This is a genomic window from Microbacterium sp. NPDC090007 (assembly GCF_044748345.1).
GTDB lineage: Bacteria > Actinomycetota > Actinomycetes > Actinomycetales > Microbacteriaceae > Microbacterium.
The window spans coordinates 550,768-572,650 of the sequence record NZ_JBIVFV010000001.1; the positions used below are offsets into that span (position 1 = coordinate 550,768).

Sequence of the window (21,883 nt, forward strand, 5' to 3'; positions counted from 1 at the left end):
CGGGGCGCCCGTCCGATGCCGCGCGACGCCGCGTCGCCCCGCCGACCCCCCGCTCCTTCGCGAGCGGGCAACCCGCGCCCTCCGAGGCGCCGACCCGAAAGGCACTCGATGCTGCTTCCCTCGCCACACGCCTCCCGATGGCGTCCCACCCTGACCGGCGCCCTTCTCACCGCCCTGCTCGTCGGCGCCGGTGTCGCCGCGCCCGCCATTGCCGCGCCTGCGCCGGCGCCCTCGGGTCCGTCCCTGTACGTCGCACCGAACGGCGACGACAGCGCAAACGGATCGTTCGATGCGCCTTTCCGGACCATCGAGCACGCTCGCGACGTCGTGCGAACGCTCAACGACGACATGACGCAGGACATCACCGTGTACCTGCGCGGCGGAACCTACCCCGTCGACGACACGCTCCGCTTCGGCACAGAGGATTCGGGCACGAACGGTCACCGCGTGATCTACACCGCCTACCAGGGGGAGGAGCCGATCCTCGAGGCGGGTGAAGCGGTGACCGGCTGGACGCAGGAGTCGGGCAACGTCTGGAAGGCTCGCCTCGATCGGCCCGACAAGCTGCGTGCCCTGTACGTCGATGGCGAGCGGGCGGTGATGGCCCGCAAATGGGTGTGGTCGAACGGCTGCTACGGCACCTACGAGATCACCGCCGGACAGGCTCCGTGGGCCTGGGAATCCGGCAGTGAATGCGACGGCTCGTCGTACGCACTGGATGCCGTGCCGGCGATCGCCACGAACCAGTCGGACATGGAGGTGCAGACGCAGACGACGTGGACCACGGCGATCACGGGTGTCCGTGAGGTCACGACGAACGACGACGCGAGCCAGAGGGTCGTCAGATTCCAACAGCCCGGCGCGGCGATCGCGCAGGGGGCCTTCAACGGCGACCTGCAGAGCGGTGGTTGGCAGATGCTGTCCAACGCGCGCGAGTTCCTGGATGAGGCGGGCGAGTTCTTCTACGACCGCAACGCGGGCATGCTCTACCTGTACAAGGACGCCGACACGGATCTGTCGACGGCATCCGTCTTCGCGCCCGACAACGTCGAGACCATCCTCGACGTGTCGGGCGAGGACCTCACGCACCGGGTGCAGAACCTCACGTTCTCCGGGCTCACGCTCCAGCACTCCGATTGGAACCTGGCCCAGGTGGACGGCTCGTCGTTCAAGCAGGCGCAGCAGGGCAACCTCGTCAATCTCACCTACAACCGCCGCAACTTCCATGACTACGTGTACCGCAACGTCCACGTGCAGCCGGGCGCCGTAGAGGTCGACAGCGCCTCCGGGATCCGATTCGAGCGCAACCGTGTACAGCACACCGGCGCCGACGGCATCCAATTCAACAACGACGTCGTCGACTCCGCCATCGAGGGCAACGTCACCGAGGACATCGCCGGCAGTGCCATCAACCTCGGTGATCCGCAGCACGTGTACATCGGCGACGCGACGCCTACGAACGGCGAACACTACGCCGCCGGCGTGGAGGGCGCCCCGAAGAACATCTCGGTGCGCAACAACGCCCTGCACGACAGTGCCGTCCTCTTCTGGGGATCGGCGGTCATCTCGGGCTACTTCCTGGACACCGTGGCGATCGAGAACAACCGCATCGATCGCGCGCAGTGGGCGGGTATCTCGCTCGGCTGGGGATGGGGCAACTTCGATGGTTCCGCGGAATCCAATGCCCCCGGGAACCCGACCACCGTCGCGCGCAACAACAGCATCCAACGCAACGAGATCCGCGACACCATGCGCACGCTGAATGACTCGGGCCCCCTGTACTCCCTGGGGAATCAGCGGGGCACGGTCATCGATGACAACTACGCCGACGGCGTGCGTCCCGGACACACGTACGGTCTGCATCCCGATGAGGGCTCGGCGAACATCAGCTACAACGACAACGTGATGGAGATCGACCCCGGGGTGACGGACATCATCCATTCCGGCACCTGGGGGCGCCAGAACAGCCTCCAGATCCGGAACACCTGGGGTCCGATCAACAGCATCTTCGACAAGAACATCCCGAACAGCGTCGTGGAGGACGTGCGCGTGGTCCCCGACTTCGTATGGCCGGTTCAGGCGTACCGCGTCGCCGTCGACTCCGGCATCCAGTCGGACTACCGCGACATCTTGGGCGGCCTGCAAGAGGACGTCGATTTCGCCCTGCCCGCGAGCGCACTGGTGACGACGTCGACCACGTCGATCCCGATCCGCGGAGTCGGTGACGCCGCGAAGACGCTGTGGCTCGCTCCGGCCGGCACGACGGTCTTCACGGTCGGAGACCGCATGAGCGCGGCCGCCGGGAATGCCTCGACGATCACGGTTCCGAAAGCGACCGGCAGCTACAAGCTGTTCGTCGTGGATGCCGATGACACCGTCTCGCCCGCGTCCGCGGCGTCGGTCGTGCGAACCGATCCGGCTCCGCGTAACGAGACGCTTCGGCACGTCGATTCGCAGAAGTGCCTCGACATCCCGGGTTCGTCACGATCCAACGGAACGCAACCGGCGCTGTGGAACTGCAAGGGGGACCCGAACCAGCGGTTCACCTACACGCCCGACCACGAACTGCGCGTGTTCGGCGACAAGTGCCTGGACGTGCTGTATTCCGGCACCACCGTTGGTACCCGGGTCGTGATCTGGGACTGCAGCGGCGGAGCGAACCAGAGATGGACGCTCGGTGAGAACGGGCAGATCATCGCGGAGCAGTCGGGCCTGTGCCTCGCCCCGGGTGGTGGGCGCTCCGACAACGGTGCTCCCGCCGAGCTCGCGACGTGCACGGCGGGGACGCGGGAGCGGTGGAACTTCCCGATCTCGGAGTACACCGAGCCGTCGGTGACTCCGACTCCCGAGCCGTCGGTGACTCCGACTCCCGAGCCGTCGGTGACTCCGACCCCGGGGCCGTCGGTGACTCCGACTCCCGAGCCGTCGGTGACTCCGACCCCCGAGCCGTCGGTGACTCCGACTCCCGAGCCGTCGGTGACTCCGACTTCGGGGCCGTCAGCGAGTGGGAGCGCGCAGCCGAGTGCCAGCACTCGTCCCGCGCCCGGGTCGGCCGTGAGCGCCGTTCTTTCGGCCACCTCGGTCGAACAGGGCGGCTCGGTCCGGGTGACGATGGCCGGACTGGCGCCGGGTGAGCAGGTGCGTGCGGTCCTGCACAGCGACCCCGTCGTCATCACCGGGATCCCGGCGGCGACCGCGTCCGGCGCTCTGGTGTTCACCGTCCCGATCGCGCCGACCACGCCGGTCGGTGCTCACACCATCGTCGTGACCGGGGCGGACGGCGGCCAGCTGGCCCGTCTGCCGCTCACGGTCGTGACGCCAGGGCAGTTGGCCGCGACGGGGGCGCAGCTGCCTCTTGGAATCGCGTTGTCCGCGGTGGTGCTCCTCGTTCTCGGTGCCGGGTTCTGGGCAATGCGACGCACGCCCATCCGGGTGCGGTGAGCCGAGCAGGGGCGGTCGGTGTCGACGGACACCGACCGCCCCTGTGCGTCGCGCCGCGACCCGTGCGCCGCGGGGAGGGATGCGATCCCGGATGCCGGGAACGCTCAGCGCTCGACGGGGTCCGCGGCGCCCAGCAGGGCGATGTCGGCTGTGCGCGGCAGGCTCTCCCAGTCCCCGGGGCCCATACACGCGAACGCGCCGCACCGCGCTCCCAGGGACAGGCGTTCCTCGAGCGTCGCGCCGCGCAAGCGAGCAGCGAGGTAGCCCGCCACGAAGGCGTCTCCGGCGCCGACGGTGTCGACCGGGACGATCGGTACCGCTCGCACGTGACGGAGCTGACCGTCCGAGAGTCCCGTCGCGCCGTCCGCACCGCTCTTGACGATGATCTCGGCGGGTCCGGACCGGGCCAGGGCTCGCGCGAGGTCGGCGGCCGAGCCGCCCTCGGTCGCCAGCAGCAATCGCGCCTCGTCCTCGCCGGCGAACAGCACGTCGGCGCACTCGGCGATCTCGAGGTACGTCGGAAGGGGGTCACGGCCCCGCCAGAGGGAGGGGCGGTGGTTCACGTCGAAGACGACCTCTGTGCCGAACGTCCTGGCGCGGGCGGCGACCGACAGCACGGCGGCGCGCGCCGTGGGCGAGAGCGCGGCGGTCACCCCGTTCACCAGGACGATCTCGGCCGCGGCGATGGCGTCGTCGCCGATGTCCTCCGCACGCAGGGCGCTGCCCGCGCTCCCCGCCCGGTAGAACGACACACGTGTGTGCACGGGCGTGCGCTGCTCCTTGAGCATGAGGCCGGTGGGGTGGTGATCATCGACGATGCTCGTCGTGAGAACACCCTCGGCGCGGATCTCGCGGTCGACGCGCCGCCCCAGGGGGTCGTCACCGACGCGGCCGATCCACGCCACGGGAACCCCCAGACGTGCCAGACCGATGGCGACGTTGCTGTCGGCGCCGCCGACGCTGATGTGCGCGGCCGACGCTGTCTCCCACCCGCCGATCTCTGTGGCGCGCACCAACGCCATGGTCTCGCCGAACGTCAAGACAGCGGCCATGCCCGCCTCCTTCCCCCGTGTCGCCATCGACACGGCCGTTGCATTTTCGTTACTTCATACATATGACGTATGTTCTACGCTAGCCTATGGTCACCCGACCTCGTCGAAGAAGACAGGAGATTACCCATGACGCTGAACCCCATCCGCGGCCACCGTCGCATCGCCCTCGCCGGGGGTGTTGCGCTGGTATCCGCCCTCGCACTGAGTGCGTGCAGCCCCTCCGCCGGAGAGGGCGGCGGCAATACGGAGTACGGCTTCACCGCCGCCGAGCAGGACCCCTCCAGCGCGATCACGGTCTGGGTGGACTCGTCGCGTGAACCGCTCGCCCAGGCCTTCATCGAGGCCAACCCCGACATCACCGTGAACGTCGAGACCTACGACGGGGGCTCCGGCGGGTCCGGTTCGTTCCAGCAGAAGGTCGCCCTGTTCGACCAGTCCGGCGAGGGCTGGCCGGACGTGGTGTTCTCGACTCAGCAGAACGACACGTCCTGGGCTTCCAAGGAGAACAACGGCGTTCAGGCGTTCGCGGCCCCCCTGAACAAGGGCCTGCTCGACCAGAGCTTCCTCGACGGCTTCACCGACGGTGCGCTGACCCCCATGACGGTCGACGACACCGTCTACGGACTCCGCAACGACCTCGCGCCCGTGGTGCTCTGGTACAACAAGGCCCTCTTCGACCAGTTCGGGTACTCGATCCCGACGACCTGGGAAGAGTACAAGACCCTGAGCGACAAGGTCGCGGCCGAGCACCCGGGATACATCCTCGGCTCCCTCGGTGACTCCTTCGAAGCCCCCTACGTGTACTACTGGGGTGGCGAAGCACCCATCTTCCAGGTCGACGGCGACACCTTCACCTCGGACTTCTCGGCCCCGAACTCCGAGAAGGTCACCGAGCTGCTCGATCACATGCTGGACAACAAGACGCTCGTCGCCGACAGCGTCTTCGGCTCCGAGTTCGTCTCGAAGTACAAGGACAAGCTGCTCGCCATCCCTGGACCCGCCTGGTACTCGGGTGCGCTCTTCCAGAACCCCGAAAGCCTGAACTACACCGCCGGCACGATCGGCGCGGCCGCCCCGCTGTCCTGGTCCGACGGCGAAAAGGTCACCGGCAACGTGGGCGGAGGCGTCTGGTACGGCTCCAGCCACTCGAAGAACCTCGCCGCGGTTGCGAAGTTCCTCGAATTCGTCACCAGTTCCGACAAGGCGGTCGAGCTCGCTTCCGGTCTGCCCGCGTACCAGTCGGCCGCGGACTCGTGGCTCGAGGAGCAGGCCGCGAGCAACTTCTACGCCGGTGACTTCGCGGACGCCGTGTCGACGGCGGCATCCTCCGTCTGGCAGGGCTGGGGCTACCCGAGCTTCAGCGCCGAGACGGCGTACGCGAACATCGTCATCCCCGCTATCACTTCCGGCCAGTCGGTGTCGAGCACGATCGAGGAGTGGCAGACCGAGATCCGCAACGAGGCTCAGGTCCAGGGCTACACGGTCGATTGACCGGCATTCCGACCACCGGTCTTCCTCCGGTCTGATCGCCTCGTCCCCACCGGGCTGCGGCCAGACCCCCGATACAGGTCTGGCCGCAGCCACCCCCAACCCCCGAACGGCCGCGGCCAGACCGCCCAGAAACGGAGCGACATGTTCTCTCTGCGCCGAGCGACGTCGACCTTCGCTTACCTGATGGTCAGCGGATACGTCCTCCTGCTCCTCGCCTTCGGCGTCTTCCCGACGCTGTACGCCGGCTTCCTCGCCTTCACCCGCGACGGCGCCTTCGTCTGGTTCGCCAACTTCCAGCGCGTCATCGCCGACTATCGCTTCCTCCCCGCCGTCGGACACGTCGCGGCCTTCATCGCCATCTGGTTGAGCAGTCTGCTCGTTCTCGTGGTGATCCTCGCGGTCATTGTCCATGCCATCCGCGTCCGCTGGCTGTCGTCCACCGCGCGATTCATCTTCTACATCCCGGGTGCGCTCGCGGGCGCATCGAGCGTGCTGCTCTGGCTGTTCATGCTCGACCCGACCGTCAGCCCGGTCAGCGGCTTCCTGCGTCTGCTCGGCTTCGACACCTTCGTCGATGTGGTGGGTGAGCCGAACCTGCCGGTCGTCTTCGCCGTCATCGCCTTCTGGGCGGGTGCCGGCGGCTGGATCGTCATCATGTACGGCGCGCTCAACAACATCAGCGTGGAGGTGATGGAGGCCGCCCGCATCGACGGTGCCGGTCCCATCGCCACCGCGTGGCACATCCAGATCCCTCTGCTGCGCAAGTGGATCTCCTACATGGCCGTCATGTCGCTCGCCGCGGGTACGCAGCTCTTCGTCGAGCCGCGCGTCCTGTCCCAGGCGAGCAAGGGCGTCGTCGGCCTCGACTACTCACTGAATCAGGTGGCCTACCTCTATGCCTTCCGCCAGAACGACTTCAACGGTTCTGCCGCCATCTCGCTCCTCCTCCTCGTCGTCGCGGCGGGACTCGCGGCCTTCTTCGTCTTCCGAGGGGGACTCTTTGAGCGCGAATAAGGCCCTGCGGTCGACGACCCTCACGCGCCTCACCCCCGCGGCGTTCCTGGGGCGCTCGTTCGCGACCGTCGTCATCCTGTTCTTCGTCCTCGTGTTCGGTCTGCCCATCGTGTGGCTGCTGTTGGCCCCGACCAAGAGCGCGACCGAACTGACGGGTCAATCTCCGTTCAGCTTCGGCTCGTTCTCGACGATCGCCGACAACTGGGCGCGACTGTCGGAGTTCCAGAACGGCGTCATCTGGCAGTGGACGGCGAACGCGGCGTTCTACACCGGTGCCGCACTGGTGCTCACCCTGATCGTCTCGATCCCCGCGGGATACGCCCTGGCGATGACGAAGTTTCGCGGCAGGGGGGTGCTGCTCATCGTCACGCTCGTCGTGATGCTGATCCCGAATACGGCACTCGTGCTGCCGATCTTTCTCGAGATGAGCGCGCTGAAGTTGGTGGGCACTCCCTGGGCGGTGATCCTGCCGTTCTCGTTCTTCCCCTTCGGCGTGTACCTGACGTACATCTACTTCACGACCAGCGTCTCCCAAGACCTGCTCAACGCCGCGCGTATCGACGGTGCCAGCGAGCTGAGGGTCTTCCTCTCCGTCGCGCTGCCACTGGCCACGCCGGTCATCGCCCTGGTCGGCTTCTTCAACCTGGTGGGGAACTGGAACAACTACTTCCTCCCCTTCGTGATGGAACCGGGCCGGAAGGCCCCCATCCAGGTGGGACTGGCCGAGCTGCTGTCGAACGTTCCTCTGTTCAACCCCACCTCGGCCGCCTCCGTCACGTTGGATCTGCCGGTGATGGCGCTCGCGACCCTCGTCTCGGTGGCTCCGATTCTGATCGTCTTCCTCTTCTCCCAGCGCTTCCTCGTCGAGGGTATGACCGCCGGCGGGACGAAGGAATGACGGCGCCGCGCACGACGAGAAGGGTCGTCTCATGAAGATCACCGGCTATCGGCTGATCAACACCACCATCAGCTGGGGTCGCCCCGTGGGCGACGTCAACGGCTTCATCAGCTCGGGAGTGACCGCGCTGCCGGTCGTCGTCGTCGAGACCGACGAGGGCGTCGAAGGAATCGGCATGGGGATGCACGACGGCATCCCGCAGCTCTTCGAGGCGATCGAGGGGGAAGACCCGCGGGCGACAGCCGCGCTGTACGACCGGATGATCGCGCGCATGTTCAAGAACGGCCATGGCGGTGCGGTCTTCGGCGGCATCGGCGCGCTGGACTCCGCGCTGTGGGACATCAAGGCCAAGCTCGCCGGCGAGCCGCTCTGGCGTCTCCTGGGCGGCAAGGACCGTTTCGTGCCGGGATACGCGTCCGGGCTCGACATCGCGCTGGACGCCCCGGCGCTGGAGGCCTTCTACACCTCGATGCGCGACCGCGGGTTCACCGCCGCGAAGCTCAAGGGCGGCCGCGATTACCAGCACGATGCCGAACGACTCGAGCTCGTCCGCGATCTGCTCGCGCAGGCGACCGACGAACCCCTCCTCATGCTGGACGCGAACGAATCGTGGAACCTTCCCCAGGCGGTCCGCTACCTGCGCCATCTCGAGGATCGCGTCGAGCTGGCCTGGATCGAGGAGCCCCTGCGGCGATGGGATGCCGCGGGTCTGCGGCACCTGCGCGACGCTTCGGGCGTCGCGGTGGCGACCGGTGAGAACCTGACCGGGCTGGAGCAGTACCGGCAGCTCTTCGACGCGGGGGCCATCGACATCGTGCAAGCCGCCGCGGTGTGGGGTGTGACGCATTCGCTGCGGGTCGCCGTCGCTGCGCATTCGCGAGACCTGCCGATCAGCCCGATCGGGCTGTCGTCGAACCCCGCGGTGGTGCACGTCGCCACCGCCGTGCCGAACCACCTCACGACCGAGGTGACGACAGCGGCGACACCCCGGGGGATGACGTGGGATTGGGAGGTGCAGGATGGCGGCATCGTTCTGGGCGACACACCGGGCGGCGGGGTCGCGCTCGACGAGGTGGTGCTCACGGGCAGCGCCGATTTCGTCTGGGGCGGTGAGGGTGGTCCTCACGTCCGCTCGAGCCGCGCGGGACTGGAGCTCGGGGTGCGCCTGCCCCGTGCCGCGACGAGGGCGGAATAAGATGTCGGTCATGTCACCATCTCGCCGGAACGGTACCGAGGAGACGGTGCCCCGGGTGCCGATCGACCGGATCGGTTCGCGAGTGCTGCAGGATCTGGTCGAGCTCATCGTCACGGGCGAGATGGCCGAAGGCGATTTCCTCCCGCCGGAGCAGGCGCTGTGCGATGAGTTCGGCGTGAGCCGGACCGTGATCCGCGAGAGCGTCAAGCGCATGCAGGAGAAGGGTCTCGTCGTCGTCGCCCAGGGGCGCGGGACGCAGGTGCGCAGCTACCACGAATGGAACGTCCTGGACCCGCTCGTGTTCGACGCCCTGGTGCGCCACGACGAGAGCCTCGGCGTCCTCGACGAGGTCAGCGTCGTCCGCGCATCCCTCGAGGGTGTGATGGCCAGCGAGGTCGCCCACGCGCACCGCGCGGACGACATCGAGCAGATCGAGTCGCACCTCGAGCAGATGCGGACGATGACGTCCGACAACGCCGCGTTCCTCGAAGCCGACCTGCAGTTCCACCTCGCCGTCATGGCCGCCTCGCGAAACCAGATCGCGGGCACCATCGCGCGATCGCTCTTCGTGCGCGCGCGCCAGAGCAGCAGGTGGGACGGCAACGGTCCGGTGGACGCCGTCCGGCTCACCCTCGAGGAGCACGAGCGCGTCTTCGCGTGCATCGAGGCCGGCGATCATGAAGCCGCCCGGGTGGCCATGGAGGAACACATCCTCGGCTCGTGGCGACGCCGCCGGCTCCCCGACGGCGCGCACCACCTGAGTCCGTGATCAGTCGAGGTGGAAGACCTCGGGTAGTTCGAGCCACTGTCCGGGTCGCGCCTCGGGGACCGAGACCTGGAAGGTCTGCATGATGCGCACCCATTCGATCGACACCGGATCGGTGTCGAGCCAGGCGAGGTCCCTGGCGTAATCCTCGCCGTCGTACTCCCAGTACGAGAACAACAACGTTCCATACCGGTAGATCGAGTAGTTGCGGATGTGGGCGCGGGTGAGGGCGGCCAGCACGTCGGACCACACGGCGCTGTGATAGCGCTCGTACTCCTCGATGGCTTCCTCGCGCAGAGTGATGACGGAACCTGCTCGGCGAACCTGTGTCATGAAAGACATCGTACGTATGATTTCATTGGAAAGAGGAGAAATGACCCGCCTTCCCTTCGACCCCGCCCGACTCACCCCTCTCGGCATCGGCGGCGCCCAGTTCGGCAACCTCTTCCGCGAGACGACGGATGACGCGACCCGGGCAGCCATCGACATCGCGTGGGACAACGGCATCCGGTACTTCGATACCGCACCGCACTACGGTCTGGGGCTCTCAGAGCGCCGGATGGGGCGCGCCCTGGGAGACAGGCCGCGAGAGGAGTACGTCCTGTCCACGAAGGTGGGCCGGCTGCTCGTCGACAATCCCGAGGGGGCCGGGCACCTCGACGACGACGGTTTCATCGTCCCCGCGACCGTCCGCCGCCAGTGGGACTTCAGCCGGGACGGCATTCGGCGTTCCGTCGAGGAGAGCCTGCAGCGCCTCGGGGTCGACCACATCGACATCGCCTACCTGCACGATCCCGACGATCACTGGGATGCAGCATCGACCACCGGGATCGAAGCGTTGAGAGAACTGAAGGAGGAGGGCGTCGTCGATGCCATCGGCGTGGGCATGAACCAGGCCGAGATGCCCACCGCGTTCATCCGACACTGCGACATCGACGTCGTGATGATCGCGGGGCGCTACACCCTTCTGGACCGCTCCGCGGAAGAAGAGCTGCTTCCCGCCGCTCTGGAGTACGGCGTCAGCATCGTGGCGGCGGGGGTCTACAACTCCGGTCTGCTCAGCACCCCGGTGGTGCCCGAGGACGCGCGCTTCAACTACTCCCCGGCGCCCCGGGAGCTGCTGCAGGGGGCGAGAGACATGGCGGAGCTGTGTCGCGACGCCGGGGTCGAGCTGCCGGATGTCGCCGTGCAGTTCGCCCTGCGCCACCCGGCCGTGCGCAGCGTCGTCCTAGGCGCGCGCACCGCCGACCATGTGGTCAGCGGAGTCGAGCGCTCCCGCGTCGAGATCCCCGAAGGCCTGTGGGAACGGCTCGACGCACGGGCCGACGAGCTCGCCGAGGCCGCCCGGACGGCCGAACGATGATCATCGATGCCCATGTGCACGTGTGGGATCTCGTCGCCGCCGACTACGCCTGGCCGAACGAAACGGTCCCCCGGCTGTACCGCACCTTCACCGTGGAAGATCTCGCCCCCGCCCTGGACGCCCACGGAATAGACGGCGTCGTCCTGGTCCAGGCCGACGACACCGCCGCGGACACCGAGAACATGTTCGCCGAGGCGGCGCGCTCGCCACGGGTGCGGGGGGTCGTCGCGTGGGCAGACCTCTCCGCGGACGCGGAACACTTCGCCGCCGAGATGGGGAGTCTTCGACGACGACCTCGATTCGTCGGCCTCCGCAACCTCAGCCACGTCAAGGCGGATCCGCATTGGATCCGCGGCCGGGCTCAGCAAGAGAACATCGGCCATCTGGCATCCATCGCCGTACCCCTGGACATGGTGACCTCCGTCCACGCAGAGCTCGGGGAGGTGACCTACACCTTGGAGCGGCACCCCACGGTGCGCGTCGTGCTGGATCATCTCGGCAAACCCCCCGTGGGGGGAACCGATCGCGACCGCGCCGAGTGGGCCGCGCGTCTGCGCGACATCGCATCGGCTCCGCAGACGACGGCGAAGGTCTCGGGCCTGTCCTCGTCTGTCGGACCCCTGGATGCCTGGACGGTCGATCAGGTCGTCCCCTTCGTCGAGGATGCGATGCAGATCTTCGGACCGGAGCGGTTGATGTTCGGCGGAGATTGGCCGCTGGCGATCCTCGCCGGCGGTTACGACCGCGTGTGGGATGCCGTCGGTACCGCCCTGGGCTCCCTGACGCAGACCGAACGGGCCGCCGTACTCGGCGGTACGGCGACCCGCGTCTACGACCTCCGCTAGTTCTCGGGGTGCAGCGGGACGCGGAATCCGGCCGCCACGAGCGTCTCGACGGCGGTGGTGGCGGCGGTCTCGATCGCCTGCCCGTCTTCGGCCGCGACCGCACCCGACGGCGCCACCCAGGAACCGCTCACGGCCGCGACGGCGCCGTGCGCCAGATAGGCGGTGAGGTTGTGGTGAGAGATCCCCCCGCTGGGGACGAACTGCACCTCGCGGAACGGCGCCGACAGCGCCTTGATGGTCTCGAGGCCGCCGAGCCGGTCGGCGGGGAAGAACTTCACCGTCGACAGTCCGAGACCCACCGCTCTCTGCACCTCGGATGCCGTCGCCACCCCCGGTAGCGGATGCAGGCCGTGTCGGCGGGTGGCTTCGACGACACGTTCGTCGAGGCCGGGGCTGACGACGAACCGTGCGCCCGCTTCGGCCACGGCGTCGACCTCAGCGGGACGCAGCACCGTGCCCGCACCGACGAAGAGATTCGTGTGCTCCGAGAGCGCGGCGATGGCATCGACGCCGGCGGCCGTGCGCAATGTGACCTCGACGCAGGTGATGCCCGCCCGCTGCAGGGCACGACCGGCGATGACGGCCGCGCTCGCCGTGGGGGCGGTCAGGACCGGGACGATGGCGACGTCGGCGAAGGGGGAGCTCATCGTGCCAGCCACCCTCCGTCGACGGGCAGGACCACACCCGAGACGTAGTCCGAGGCGGGAGAGGCCAGGAACACCGTCGCGCCGCCCAGGTCGGCCGGGCGCCCCCATCGGCCCGCCGGAATGCGGTCCAGGATGCTGCGGGATCGATCCGGGTCGTCTTGCAGGGCCTGCGTGTTGTCGGTCGCGATGTAACCGGGCGCGATCGCGTTCACCGTCACGCCCTGCCCGACCCACTCGTTGCTGAGGGCGTGGGTGAGCCCCGCGATGCCCGACTTCGCCGCCGCGTAACCGGGGACGTTGATGCCGCCCTGAAAGCTCAACAGGCTCGCCGTGAAGATGACCTTGCCATACCCCTTGTCGAGCATGCGTGCGCCCACCTTCTGCGTGAGGACGAAATGGCTGGTCAGATCGACGGCGAGTACGCGGTTCCACGACTCGACGGGGTGGACCGCCGCCGGGGCGCGTTCGATGGTGCCCGCATTGTTCACCAGTACCGTGATGCCCGCGTCCGCGAGTCGGTCGCCGAGGGCCGAGACGGCGGCCACGTCCGAGAAATCGGCGTGCAAGCCGGTGAAGGCGCGCCCGTGGGCCGTCACGGCTCGTTCCGCGGGGCTGTCGCGCAGGAAGGGCGAGGACGCGACGGCGATCACGTCGGCTCCGGCTCCGGCCAGGGCGTCCGCCATGGCGAGTCCGATCCCGCGCGAGGCGCCGGTGACCGCCGCCGTCACGCCGGTGAGGTCGAAGGACGGGTGGCTCATGCGGACACCCCCTCGCTCTGGACGTCGATGAGCACCTTGAGTGCCTGACCGCCTTCGAGCTCTCGCAGGGCCGCGTCGACGGCGGTGAGGGGGTGCACGGAGGTGATGATCGCCTCGGCGTCGATCACCTGTCGGTCGAGCAGCTCGATGGCCCGTTCGAAGTCGATGCGCTGGTAGACGCGGGCGCCCAGGAGACGGAGTTCCCGCCAGAAGACGCGCTGGAGGTCGATCTCTCGCGGGGTCGGGTGGATGGCGACGATCACGACCGTCCCCCGCACGCGGGCGAGGGCCGTGGCGGAGCGCACGGCAGCCGCGGCCCCCGAGACCTCGAAGACGACGTCCGCGCCGGCCCCGGAGGTCCAGTCCTCGACCCAGGCGACCGCGTCCACGCTCGACGGGTCGACGGTGGCGAAGCCGAGGCGTTCGATGAACTCCCGTCGTCCGGCATCCAACTCGAGGACGACGACCTCTGCGCCGGCCTGGCGCGCGACCGAGGCGATGAGCACGCCGATGGGCCCCCCGCCGATGACGACCGCCCGATCGCCGGCGCGCAGCTCCGACCGCCGGACGTCGTGGACGGCGACGGCCACGGGCTCGATCAACGCGGCGGTGCGCAGAGACAGCGTCGGGGGGATCGCCACGAGGGTGGACGCCGGGACGGTCCAGGACTGCTGCAGGGCGCCGGGGCTGTCGATACCGATGAAGGTGAGGTTCTGGCAGATGTGCTCGTGTCCGTGACGGCACGCGGGGCAGGTGCCGTCCCAGTCCAGCGGCATGACGGTCACGCTGTCGCCCGCGCTCCACCCGCTCACCCCCGCCCCGACCTCGCGGATCGTCCCGCTCATCTCGTGACCGAAGACCAGGGGGCGACTGACCCGCGCGTCCATCGAGCCGTGGATGATGTGCAGGTCGGTGCCGCAGACCCCGACGTAGGCGACGTCGATGACGACCTGGTCGACAGCGGGCGGGGTGGGGGGAAGAGTGGTGACGGCCACGGAGCCGTCTCCGAGATACGCAGCAGCGCGCATGTTGCCTCCGATGGTGGGCGATGGGGAGGCGCCGTGGCCCCTCGGCGACAGCGCTCCTACATCGTACATATGATGTTTGACCCCGGAAAGCCCCGTTACAGCGGCCGCACGCGGAGTGCGGTCACCCCGCCGTCCACGAGCAGGCAGGAGCCCGTGATGGATGCCGCGGCCGGTCCGGCGATGAACGCCACCGCCGAGGCGACCTCTTCGGAGGTCACCATGCGTCCGGTGGCCTGACGCGCGTCGAGCGCCGCACGCTCGGCGACGGGGTCGGCGAAGCCCTGCAGCATCCGTTCCACGAAGGGGGTGTCGACCGTGCCCGGGGCCACGCAGTTCACCCGGATGCCCTCGCGGACATGGTCGGTCGCGAGGGCCAGCGTCAGAGCGTGGACCGCGCCCTTCGACGCCGAGTACAGCGCGCGCTCCGGGAGACCGTTCACGGCGGCGATCGAGCCGAGGTTCACGACGGACGCCGCCGGAGAACGGCGCAGCAGCGGGAGGGCGGCGCGCGTGACGCGCGCCACCCCGACGACGTTGACGTCCAGGACGCGCAGCCACTGGTCGTCGTCGTTGGCCGACACGGTGCCGATGGCGCTGACGCCCGCGTTGTTGACGAGCACGTCGAGTCCGCCGAAGAGTTCGTGCACGCGTGCGAGGGCGGCGTCGACGGATCGACGGTCGGTGATGTCGCACGTCAGCGAGACCGCGTCGGATCCGAGGTCGGGGGTGTCGACGTCCAGGGATGCGACGCGTGCGCCCCGTGCGGCGAGCTCGTGAACGGTCGCCCGACCGATACCCGACGCACCGCCGGTGACGACGGCGATGAGGCCGGCGTGGTCCTGGGGAATCATCATCGGTCCCCTTCACCCAGGGGGGCGTCGACGACCGTCTGCCGCGCCGTGCCCAGTCCGTCGATGCTCAACTCCACGACGTCGCCGGGGCGCAGATAGGGCTGGTCGGGGAGCCCCATCGCCACACCGGCGGGGGTTCCCGTATTGATCAGATCCCCGGGCCGCAGGACCATGAACTGACTCAGGTACCAGATCACATGGGCGACGTCGAAGATCATGCGGGACGTCGATCCGGATTGTCGGACGGCGCCGTTCACCGACAGGCGAAGGGCGAGCTCCTGCGGATCGGGCACCTCGGAGGCGGGTACCAACCAGGGGCCCAGCGGGTTGAACGTCTCACAACTCTTGCCCTTGTCCCATTGGCCTCCGCGCTCGAGCTGGAACTCCCGCTCCGAGACGTCGTGCGAGACGACGTACCCGGCGATGTGCGATGCGGCGGAGGCGGGGGAGGAGAGATACCGGGCTTCGGCTCCGATGACGACGCCGAGCTCGACCTCCCAGTCAGTTTTGACCGACGCGCGCGGGATGTGGATGTCGTCGAAGGGCCCGATGATCGTGGACGGGTCCTTCATGAAGACGACGGGTTCGCTCGGCAGGGCGGCGCCGGTCTCTTCGGCGTGGTCTCGATAGTTCAATCCGACGCAGACGATCTTGCCGGGGGTAGCCACCGGGGCGCCCCATCTCTCGGCGGAGGACGTCGAGACCGGGAGAGCGCCGGCTCGCCATGCCTCCACCGCCTCGGTCATCCCTCCCGCCGCCAGCCAGGCGCCCGTGATGTCGGGGGTCAGAGCCGAGAGGTCGTGCAGCGAGCCACCCGCTCGGAGGTGGGGTCGTTCCCGACCGCGCGCACCGATGCGCGCGAAAGCGAGGCGGGGGTCCGGGATGGTCGACGCTGCAGCGGTCATGGGTCTCCTCGATGCGGAATGCGCGGGGCATCGCGGAGGCGTCGATGCCGACGTCCGCCAGAGTACTACGTCATATGTTTCACGGAGAGCGCTTCTTCGTCGCAGTGACCGCCGCGGCACGCAGGGACGAATGACGCTTGTTCACAGTGTGGATAACTCTGTGGACAACTGTGGGAAAGGCCCGGGGATCTGTGCAGGGGGATGTGTAGAACCGCGCGGATCGGTGATAGCTACGAAACTACAGAGGTGTCATTCGTCGGCCCGCGCCCGAACTGTTCCGCGCACGGGCTGAGCGGAAACGGGCAGTGACGCGAGGCGTCTCCCGCCGACCGCGAGCTCGGGAGTCGCAGCTGCGGTGGCACGCGGATGGGCTCGGACATGGGCCCCTCCCAGAATTTTCCGCCGGATGCAACCCACCTGTCGTTTCCCCTAGCTGGGAGGAAGCTGGATGCAACGAGAGTCCCGCCTCGAGCGGGCATCGGTTCATACTCGCTGAAAGGAACACAACAATGGGATTCTTCGGATTTCTCCTCCTCGGCCTCATCGCCGGCGCCATCGCCAAACTGATCCTCCCCGGCAAGCAGGGCGGCGGCTGGATCATCACCCTCGTGCTCGGTGTCGTCGGTGCTCTGCTCGGCGGGTTCCTGGGCAGCCTGCTCTTCAACGCTCCTCTCCAGGACTTCTTCTCGCTGCAGACGTGGCTGCTGGCGATCGGTGGATCGATCATCGTCCTGCTGATCTACGGCCTCATCGTGGGTCGTCGCGCCGCGCGCTGACATCGGTCGAGAAGGCCCGGGGCGGTTGGACCGCGCCCCGGGCCTTTTCGCGTTCGCGGGGACGTCAACCCCGGCGTGCCGGCGTGCGGAGCGCTCTAGCGTGACGGGATGTCCCGCCACACGATCACCGCTCAGACCCTCGCCCGCCGCATCGTTCAGAAAGCATCGGCCGATGTCGAGAGCACCGAGCCGGGCGCCCTGCGCGACGAACCCGACGGCGTGCACGCACATCGCACGCGGGTGCGCCGTCTGCGTTCCATCCTGTCGTCCCTGGAACGGCTCTCCGACGACACCGTCCTCGCCGAGACCCGGGCGACGCTGAAGCCCTGGGGCCAGGTGCTCGGAGAGGCCCGCGACGCCGAGGTGCGCGCCGAGCGCGCGGAAGCGGTGATGGCGGAGCTGGGCATCGACGACGCCGACGCCCGGCGTCGCCTGGTCGGCGACGAGCGCGCCGAATACCGCCACCTGCACGCGCGCGTCGTCGAAGCGCACGAGACGCCGGCGGGGGTCGCGCGACGGCAGCTGATCCGCGAGGCGGGTCTTCGCATCGATCTCGACGATGCCGCGGCGAAGAAGACCTTCCGGCGTCTGCTGCGGCGCGACGTCGATCGACTCGCGCGTGCAGCGCGACGTTCCGATGGCTCGCTCGACCGCCTGCACGACGTGCGCAAGGCCGCCCGTCGGCTTCGGTACCTCTCAGAGGCCGTGAACGCCGCCGACGCCTCGATGCTCGGTGGCGACAATCGCCGACTCGGACGGGCAGCGAAGCGGGTCCACACGCTGCTGGGGGAACACCGCGACGATCTGCTGCTCGCCGAGCGCGCCGTCGAGACGCATCGCCGGGCCTTCACCGCGCAGGAGGCGACGGCTCCTTATGACGAGATCGCCCGTCACGCACAGATCCGTGCCGACGCGCACCTCGAACGGGTGCCGAAGGCGCTGAAGAAGGTGCGCGCGGCCGCGAAGAAGATGGGGTGACCCCTCGCGGCTCGGACCCGGGAGCCGCGATCGAGGAGGATACGGCAGCTCCTTCGAACGGACGGCGGATGGCGCCGCGGACCGTCGCGTGCGTCCGTCTAAGATCGCCGCTCGGCGGCTCCGCGTCACTCCAGCGTCGGCGGCAGCACATAGACGACGTCGTCGCCGTCGCGGCGATGCTCGACGAAACCGATCCGGGCGAGGACGTCGTGCGAAGGCTGGTCGTCGGCCGCGACGCAGGCGTACAGCGGCCGCTCGGGCTCGCGCGCGGTCAGAAGCCGCAGTGCATCGGTGGTGGCATCGTCGTCGGCGGACGGCGAGACGGCGAGGAGGATCTCACGGTCGCCGTCGACATCCATCGCGGCGGCGACACCGACGATGTCATCGTCGGATCCGACCACCCAGGCTGACACGTCGTCACGCCTCGTCCAGTCGTCGAAGCGCGCACGATCGGCGAACGCGGCTCGGGGCCACGCGGACCGGCTGGCCCGGACCGCCTCGTAGGCGGCATCCCGGTCGTCGTTTCGAAGGTCGTGCAGCTCGGTGCGGGGCATGCGGTCACGCTAACGGGATGCCGTGTCGTCGTCCTCGTCCTTGCGCGACCACGCGAAACCGTGCAGGGAGAGGAAACTCCACGTCGCTGCATTGGCGTCACGGGAGAGGATCTGGGATCGCAGGGCGGCGAAGAGCGGGATCCTGGTGTCGTCGTCCACGCCCTGCCACCCCTCGAGGTTGCGGCGCAGCACGAGGTCGGTCTGGGACAGGGCTTTGGCGAACACGACGTTCCCGGAGGCCTGCACCACGTGCGCGTAGAGGGCGAGGATCGCGTCGACGTAGGCGGCGGACGTCGAGGCGTCGCGCATGAGGTCGAGGCGTCGGGCGGCCTCGACGAGATCATCCTCGGAGGCGCGGAAGACGGCGACGCGCAGCGCCCCGCCGATGGTGTGCGCGGCGTACTCGCGCATGTCGCGGCGGGCGCGGTCGCTCAGCGCGGCCACGCGTGTGTATCGGTTGGCGGCGACCTCGACGAGTCCGATGCGTTCGAGCCTCTGCAGTGCCTCGCGCACGGGCGTGCGGGAGATGCCCATGAGAGCCGCCAGCTCGACGTCGCGCAGGCGGTCACCCGGCTGCAGGCGGCCGTCGACGATCGCCTCGCCGAGCTGCCGGTACGCATCGTCGACGAGGGCCGAAGCGCGACGCCGACCATCCATCACGCGGAGTTTACGTCCATCGGATATCACAGAACCTGGACACAATCGACATATTCTTCCGATTCGTGTCGCGCGCGGCGTCCGGCGACGGTAAAGTGATCGCCGTCACGCCTCGCGTGACATATCCGGGGGGATCCGTCGACGCCCGGGCTTCGAGCTCTGCTCAGCCCGGGCGTCGTATGGGCTCGGTCTCTTTCGCCGTCCGCCTCGCCGGACGCAACGTTTGTGTCACGGAGTCGTGCGCGCGCGGGCCATGACCGTTACCTTTGCCTCACAGTCCGGTGCGCACGGTGCCGGCTCAAGCGGAAAACGGCATCACCATGAGCACGCAGGGCACGGTCAAGTGGTTCAACTCGGAGAAGGGCTTCGGCTTCATCGCTCCCGATGACGGCAGCCAGGACGTCTTCGCGCACTACAGCGCGATCCAGTCCGGTGGCTATCGCTCGCTCGAAGAGAACCAGCGCGTCGAGTTCGAGGTCGCACAGGGCCCCAAGGGCCTGCAGGCCGAGAACATCCGCCCCCTCTGATCCTCCGCCGAGACCACTCGGCACGAACCCCGGCGCATCCACGATGCGCCGGGGTTTCATCGTTCGTGGCGGACGAGGTCCCTGCCCGCCGCGGCGAACTGTCGCAGAGTCGCGTGCGGCAGGAAGGCACGTGTGAGGGCGGCACCGATGCGGGTGAGATCGGCCTCGTCGCGGTAGAGCAGGTACATGGTCTCGTAACGCGGATGGAACTTCTGCTTGAAGCGGTGCAGCGAGGCGAAGCCGTAGACCGGTTCGAGCATCGCGGCCATCCGCTGCTGCAGATCGGCGATGACCCCGGCATCCGGGGGATACTCGTGCGCCAGCGGCGCACCCGACAGCGACATGACCTGCGCCCCCTCCGCCGAGAACTGCTGGGCCGAGGAGCCGATGAGGTACTCCATGACGGGACCGAACCCGCCGTCGCGCCGGCGCATCAGGTCCAGCGTCCACCCGCGCACGCCGTCCTCGCCGTACACGGGCAGCCACGACAGGAAGCCGTCGACGTCGCCGTCCGGCGAGATCGCGAGGGCGAGCCGCACCTCGGGGTCCGCCGCCTCGTGGAGGGTGCCGAGGGTGAAGCCCATCTCGGGCAGCCCCTTGTCGCCGACCCAGCTCTCGGAGATCGCCCGCAACTGTTGGCGCACACCCCAGGTCTCATCGTCCCATCGCGACAGGCGGAAGGTCATGCCCTCGCGCTGGGCGCGGTTGAGCGAGGTGCGTACGGCTCCCCACGCCTTACCCGTGAACTGCAGACCGGGCAGATCGACCACGGTGTCGTCGGCGACGACGATGGCGCGCCAGCCTTCGGGCACAGCGTCGCGGGTGTGGGCTCCGGCGCTGAAGAAGCACGGCGCGAGTCCCGCCGCCTCGGAACCGCGGACGAAGGCGCGCGCGGTCTCCGCGCGCGCGTCGACGGGGCCGAGCGGATCGGCGAGGACGAGGGCGACTCCGGAGCGGCGCTGATAGGCGACGATCCCGCGTCCGAACCGCGCGTACGACATGCCCTCCCACGTCGTCATCCAGGACAGGGTCCCGCCGCCGGTCGCCCGAAGCTCCGCGCGCACCTCTTCGACCGTCGGCGCGGGAGCGTCGCCGAGGGCGGCCCGGGGACGCGCGCGGAATGCCGCCCGCACGAGCACGAAATACACCGACGCCAGCACCCACAGCAGGGACGAGGCCGCGATGCTGGTGACATCGACGTTCACATCGCCCTCGAGATCCATCACGCCGACCAGGATCAGGATGCCGATGAGCAGGACGACCAGGACGAGGTTGAGCGCGCTGTACACCAGCACCACGATCCACGCCCACCGGCGCCCCCGGCGCAGCGCGGTCGCGACGGCCAGCACGATCGCGGTGTTGACGGCCACGTCGATCCACGATCCGGAGGTCGCGGCGGAGTAGCCGAACGGGCCCGTCATGGGTGCGACGTAGCCGAGGATCTCGATCGCCCCCAGCGCGCACACGATGGCGAAGGCGAGCATCCGCTGCTCGCGTACGCTCACCCGCTGCGGACGCAACGACCGACCGACCGCCAGGACGAGGCCGACGGCCAGAACGTGCTCGAGGTCGGGGAGCGAGCCGTAGTAGACGAACGTCACGGACAGGACGGCGATCAGTGCCGTCCACGCGCGCAGACGCCAGGGCGATGGGAGGAGCGCCACGGCACCCGCGACGCAGGCCAGCACCCCGCCCGAGGGCCCGACGTCCAGCACCGTGGCCTGCTCCTGCGCCCAGGACCACGGCAGTGAGGCGCCGACCCAGAGCACGCCGGCCGCCGCGATCACGGAGAAGAGCTGGCCGATGGCGAAGAAGGCTGCGGTCGCTCGCGAACCGCGGCGGTGCTCCAGATACCCCATGCCGACCAGCGCCGGGACGCCCGCGAGATACACCCAGGGCTTCGACACGAAGAACGTCCCGGTGAGAGGGGTCCACCACCGCCCCGCTTCGAAGGCCGGCAGGCCGTAGGCGACCTGGGAGAAGGCATCGGACCGCTCGAACGGCGTCCACAGGCCCTGCGAGACCACACCGACCACGAGCAGGACGCCGGTGAGTCCCAGGGTGACCGGGACGCGTCGGGCGAGCGTCCGAAGCCGGGTCGTCGTGCTGTCGTGCCCCATGCCGCTCACGATAGGGC

21 protein-coding genes are annotated in these 21,883 nt (G+C 68.8%); 11 read left to right on the forward strand and 10 right to left on the reverse strand.

From position 1 onward, the window contains the following. Window positions 1-108: 108 nt before the first annotated feature. Entirely contained in the window at window positions 109-3,441 is a 3,333-nt protein-coding gene (locus ACIPVB_RS02545) for a ricin-type beta-trefoil lectin domain protein (protein WP_400366687.1), read from the forward strand. A gap of 104 nt (window positions 3,442-3,545) precedes the next feature. Here ACIPVB_RS02545 and ACIPVB_RS02550 read toward each other — a convergent pair whose 3' ends face one another. After that, window positions 3,546-4,493, reverse strand: a complete 948-nt coding sequence (locus ACIPVB_RS02550) for a sugar kinase (RefSeq protein WP_400366688.1) — start codon at window positions 4,491-4,493, stop codon at window positions 3,546-3,548. A 126-nt stretch (window positions 4,494-4,619) separates the two neighbouring features. On the opposite strand from ACIPVB_RS02550, the gene ACIPVB_RS02555 reads away from it, so the two are divergent. The 5 genes from ACIPVB_RS02555 to ACIPVB_RS02575 all read left to right on the forward strand — a co-directional run bounded on the left by ACIPVB_RS02555 (window position 4,620) and on the right by ACIPVB_RS02575 (window position 9,860). Continuing rightward, window positions 4,620-5,984 carry an extracellular solute-binding protein gene (locus tag ACIPVB_RS02555; protein ID WP_400366690.1) on the forward strand — a complete coding sequence of 455 codons (1,365 nt, stop codon included), beginning with the start codon at window positions 4,620-4,622 and terminating at the stop codon, window positions 5,982-5,984. 141 nt (window positions 5,985-6,125) lie between these two features. Next, on the forward strand, window positions 6,126-6,998 hold the full coding sequence (locus ACIPVB_RS02560; protein ID WP_400366692.1) for a carbohydrate ABC transporter permease: 873 nt from the start codon (window positions 6,126-6,128) through the stop codon (window positions 6,996-6,998). After that, window positions 6,985-7,896: a carbohydrate ABC transporter permease gene (locus ACIPVB_RS02565; RefSeq protein ID WP_400366694.1), complete on the forward strand. Its 912-nt coding sequence runs from the start codon at window positions 6,985-6,987 to the stop codon at window positions 7,894-7,896. The genes ACIPVB_RS02560 and ACIPVB_RS02565 overlap by 14 nt, the downstream gene beginning before the upstream one ends. A gap of 31 nt (window positions 7,897-7,927) precedes the next feature. Next, a complete protein-coding gene (locus ACIPVB_RS02570; protein ID WP_400366696.1) occupies window positions 7,928-9,091 on the forward strand; it encodes a mandelate racemase/muconate lactonizing enzyme family protein in 1,164 nt (387 codons plus the stop codon). Window positions 9,092-9,101: 10 nt separating this feature from the next. Further along, window positions 9,102-9,860 carry a FadR/GntR family transcriptional regulator gene (locus ACIPVB_RS02575; RefSeq protein ID WP_400366697.1) on the forward strand — a complete coding sequence of 253 codons (759 nt, stop codon included), beginning with the start codon at window positions 9,102-9,104 and terminating at the stop codon, window positions 9,858-9,860. Here the strand turns inward: ACIPVB_RS02575 and ACIPVB_RS02580 are convergent, their stop codons facing one another. After that, window positions 9,861-10,190, reverse strand: a complete 330-nt coding sequence (locus tag ACIPVB_RS02580; RefSeq protein ID WP_400366698.1) for an L-rhamnose mutarotase — start codon at window positions 10,188-10,190, stop codon at window positions 9,861-9,863. A 40-nt stretch (window positions 10,191-10,230) separates the two neighbouring features. Between ACIPVB_RS02580 and ACIPVB_RS02585 the strand changes: the two genes are divergently transcribed. Beyond that, a complete protein-coding gene (locus ACIPVB_RS02585; protein WP_400366699.1) occupies window positions 10,231-11,220 on the forward strand; it encodes an aldo/keto reductase in 990 nt (329 codons plus the stop codon). Then, window positions 11,217-12,065: an amidohydrolase family protein gene (locus ACIPVB_RS02590; protein ID WP_400366701.1), complete on the forward strand. Its 849-nt coding sequence runs from the start codon at window positions 11,217-11,219 to the stop codon at window positions 12,063-12,065. The genes ACIPVB_RS02585 and ACIPVB_RS02590 overlap by 4 nt, the downstream gene beginning before the upstream one ends. Here the strand turns inward: ACIPVB_RS02590 and ACIPVB_RS02595 are convergent. From ACIPVB_RS02595 to ACIPVB_RS02615, 5 genes are all read right to left on the reverse strand, one after another. Further along, window positions 12,062-12,712 (reverse strand): bifunctional 4-hydroxy-2-oxoglutarate aldolase/2-dehydro-3-deoxy-phosphogluconate aldolase, encoded by a 651-nt coding sequence (locus tag ACIPVB_RS02595; protein WP_400366702.1) that lies wholly within the window; start codon window positions 12,710-12,712, stop codon window positions 12,062-12,064. The two genes, ACIPVB_RS02590 and ACIPVB_RS02595, sit on opposite strands and share 4 nt — an antisense overlap. After that, on the reverse strand, window positions 12,709-13,470 hold the full coding sequence (locus tag ACIPVB_RS02600; RefSeq protein WP_400366704.1) for an SDR family oxidoreductase: 762 nt from the start codon (window positions 13,468-13,470) through the stop codon (window positions 12,709-12,711). The genes ACIPVB_RS02595 and ACIPVB_RS02600 overlap by 4 nt, the downstream gene beginning before the upstream one ends. Then, complete coding sequence (locus tag ACIPVB_RS02605; protein WP_400366705.1) at window positions 13,467-14,498, reverse strand: zinc-binding dehydrogenase; 1,032 nt, start codon at window positions 14,496-14,498, stop codon at window positions 13,467-13,469. The genes ACIPVB_RS02600 and ACIPVB_RS02605 overlap by 4 nt, the downstream gene beginning before the upstream one ends. A gap of 95 nt (window positions 14,499-14,593) precedes the next feature. Further along, on the reverse strand, window positions 14,594-15,352 hold the full coding sequence (locus tag ACIPVB_RS02610; RefSeq protein WP_400366707.1) for an SDR family NAD(P)-dependent oxidoreductase: 759 nt from the start codon (window positions 15,350-15,352) through the stop codon (window positions 14,594-14,596). Next, a complete protein-coding gene (locus ACIPVB_RS02615) occupies window positions 15,349-16,254 on the reverse strand; it encodes a fumarylacetoacetate hydrolase family protein (RefSeq protein ID WP_400366709.1) in 906 nt (301 codons plus the stop codon). Before ACIPVB_RS02615 ends, ACIPVB_RS02610 begins: the two co-directional genes overlap by 4 nt. Before the next feature lie 509 nt (window positions 16,255-16,763). On the opposite strand from ACIPVB_RS02615, the gene ACIPVB_RS02620 reads away from it, so the two are divergent. Next, complete coding sequence (locus ACIPVB_RS02620) at window positions 16,764-17,030, forward strand: GlsB/YeaQ/YmgE family stress response membrane protein (protein WP_400366711.1); 267 nt, start codon at window positions 16,764-16,766, stop codon at window positions 17,028-17,030. Window positions 17,031-17,138: 108 nt separating this feature from the next. Further along, window positions 17,139-18,008: a CHAD domain-containing protein gene (locus ACIPVB_RS02625; RefSeq protein ID WP_400366712.1), complete on the forward strand. Its 870-nt coding sequence runs from the start codon at window positions 17,139-17,141 to the stop codon at window positions 18,006-18,008. A 125-nt stretch (window positions 18,009-18,133) separates the two neighbouring features. Here ACIPVB_RS02625 and ACIPVB_RS02630 read toward each other — a convergent pair whose 3' ends face one another. Next, entirely contained in the window at window positions 18,134-18,562 is a 429-nt protein-coding gene (locus ACIPVB_RS02630) for a GNAT family N-acetyltransferase (protein WP_400366713.1), read from the reverse strand. Window positions 18,563-18,571: 9 nt separating this feature from the next. Further along, window positions 18,572-19,219 carry a GntR family transcriptional regulator gene (locus tag ACIPVB_RS02635; protein WP_400366715.1) on the reverse strand — a complete coding sequence of 216 codons (648 nt, stop codon included), beginning with the start codon at window positions 19,217-19,219 and terminating at the stop codon, window positions 18,572-18,574. Window positions 19,220-19,539: 320 nt separating this feature from the next. On the opposite strand from ACIPVB_RS02635, the gene ACIPVB_RS02640 reads away from it, so the two are divergent. Then, a complete protein-coding gene (locus ACIPVB_RS02640; RefSeq protein WP_056225145.1) occupies window positions 19,540-19,746 on the forward strand; it encodes a cold-shock protein in 207 nt (68 codons plus the stop codon). Window positions 19,747-19,802: 56 nt separating this feature from the next. Here the strand turns inward: ACIPVB_RS02640 and ACIPVB_RS02645 are convergent, their stop codons facing one another. Beyond that, window positions 19,803-21,866, reverse strand: a complete 2,064-nt coding sequence (locus ACIPVB_RS02645) for a bifunctional lysylphosphatidylglycerol flippase/synthetase MprF (protein ID WP_400366717.1) — start codon at window positions 21,864-21,866, stop codon at window positions 19,803-19,805. Window positions 21,867-21,883: the final 17 nt, after the last annotated feature.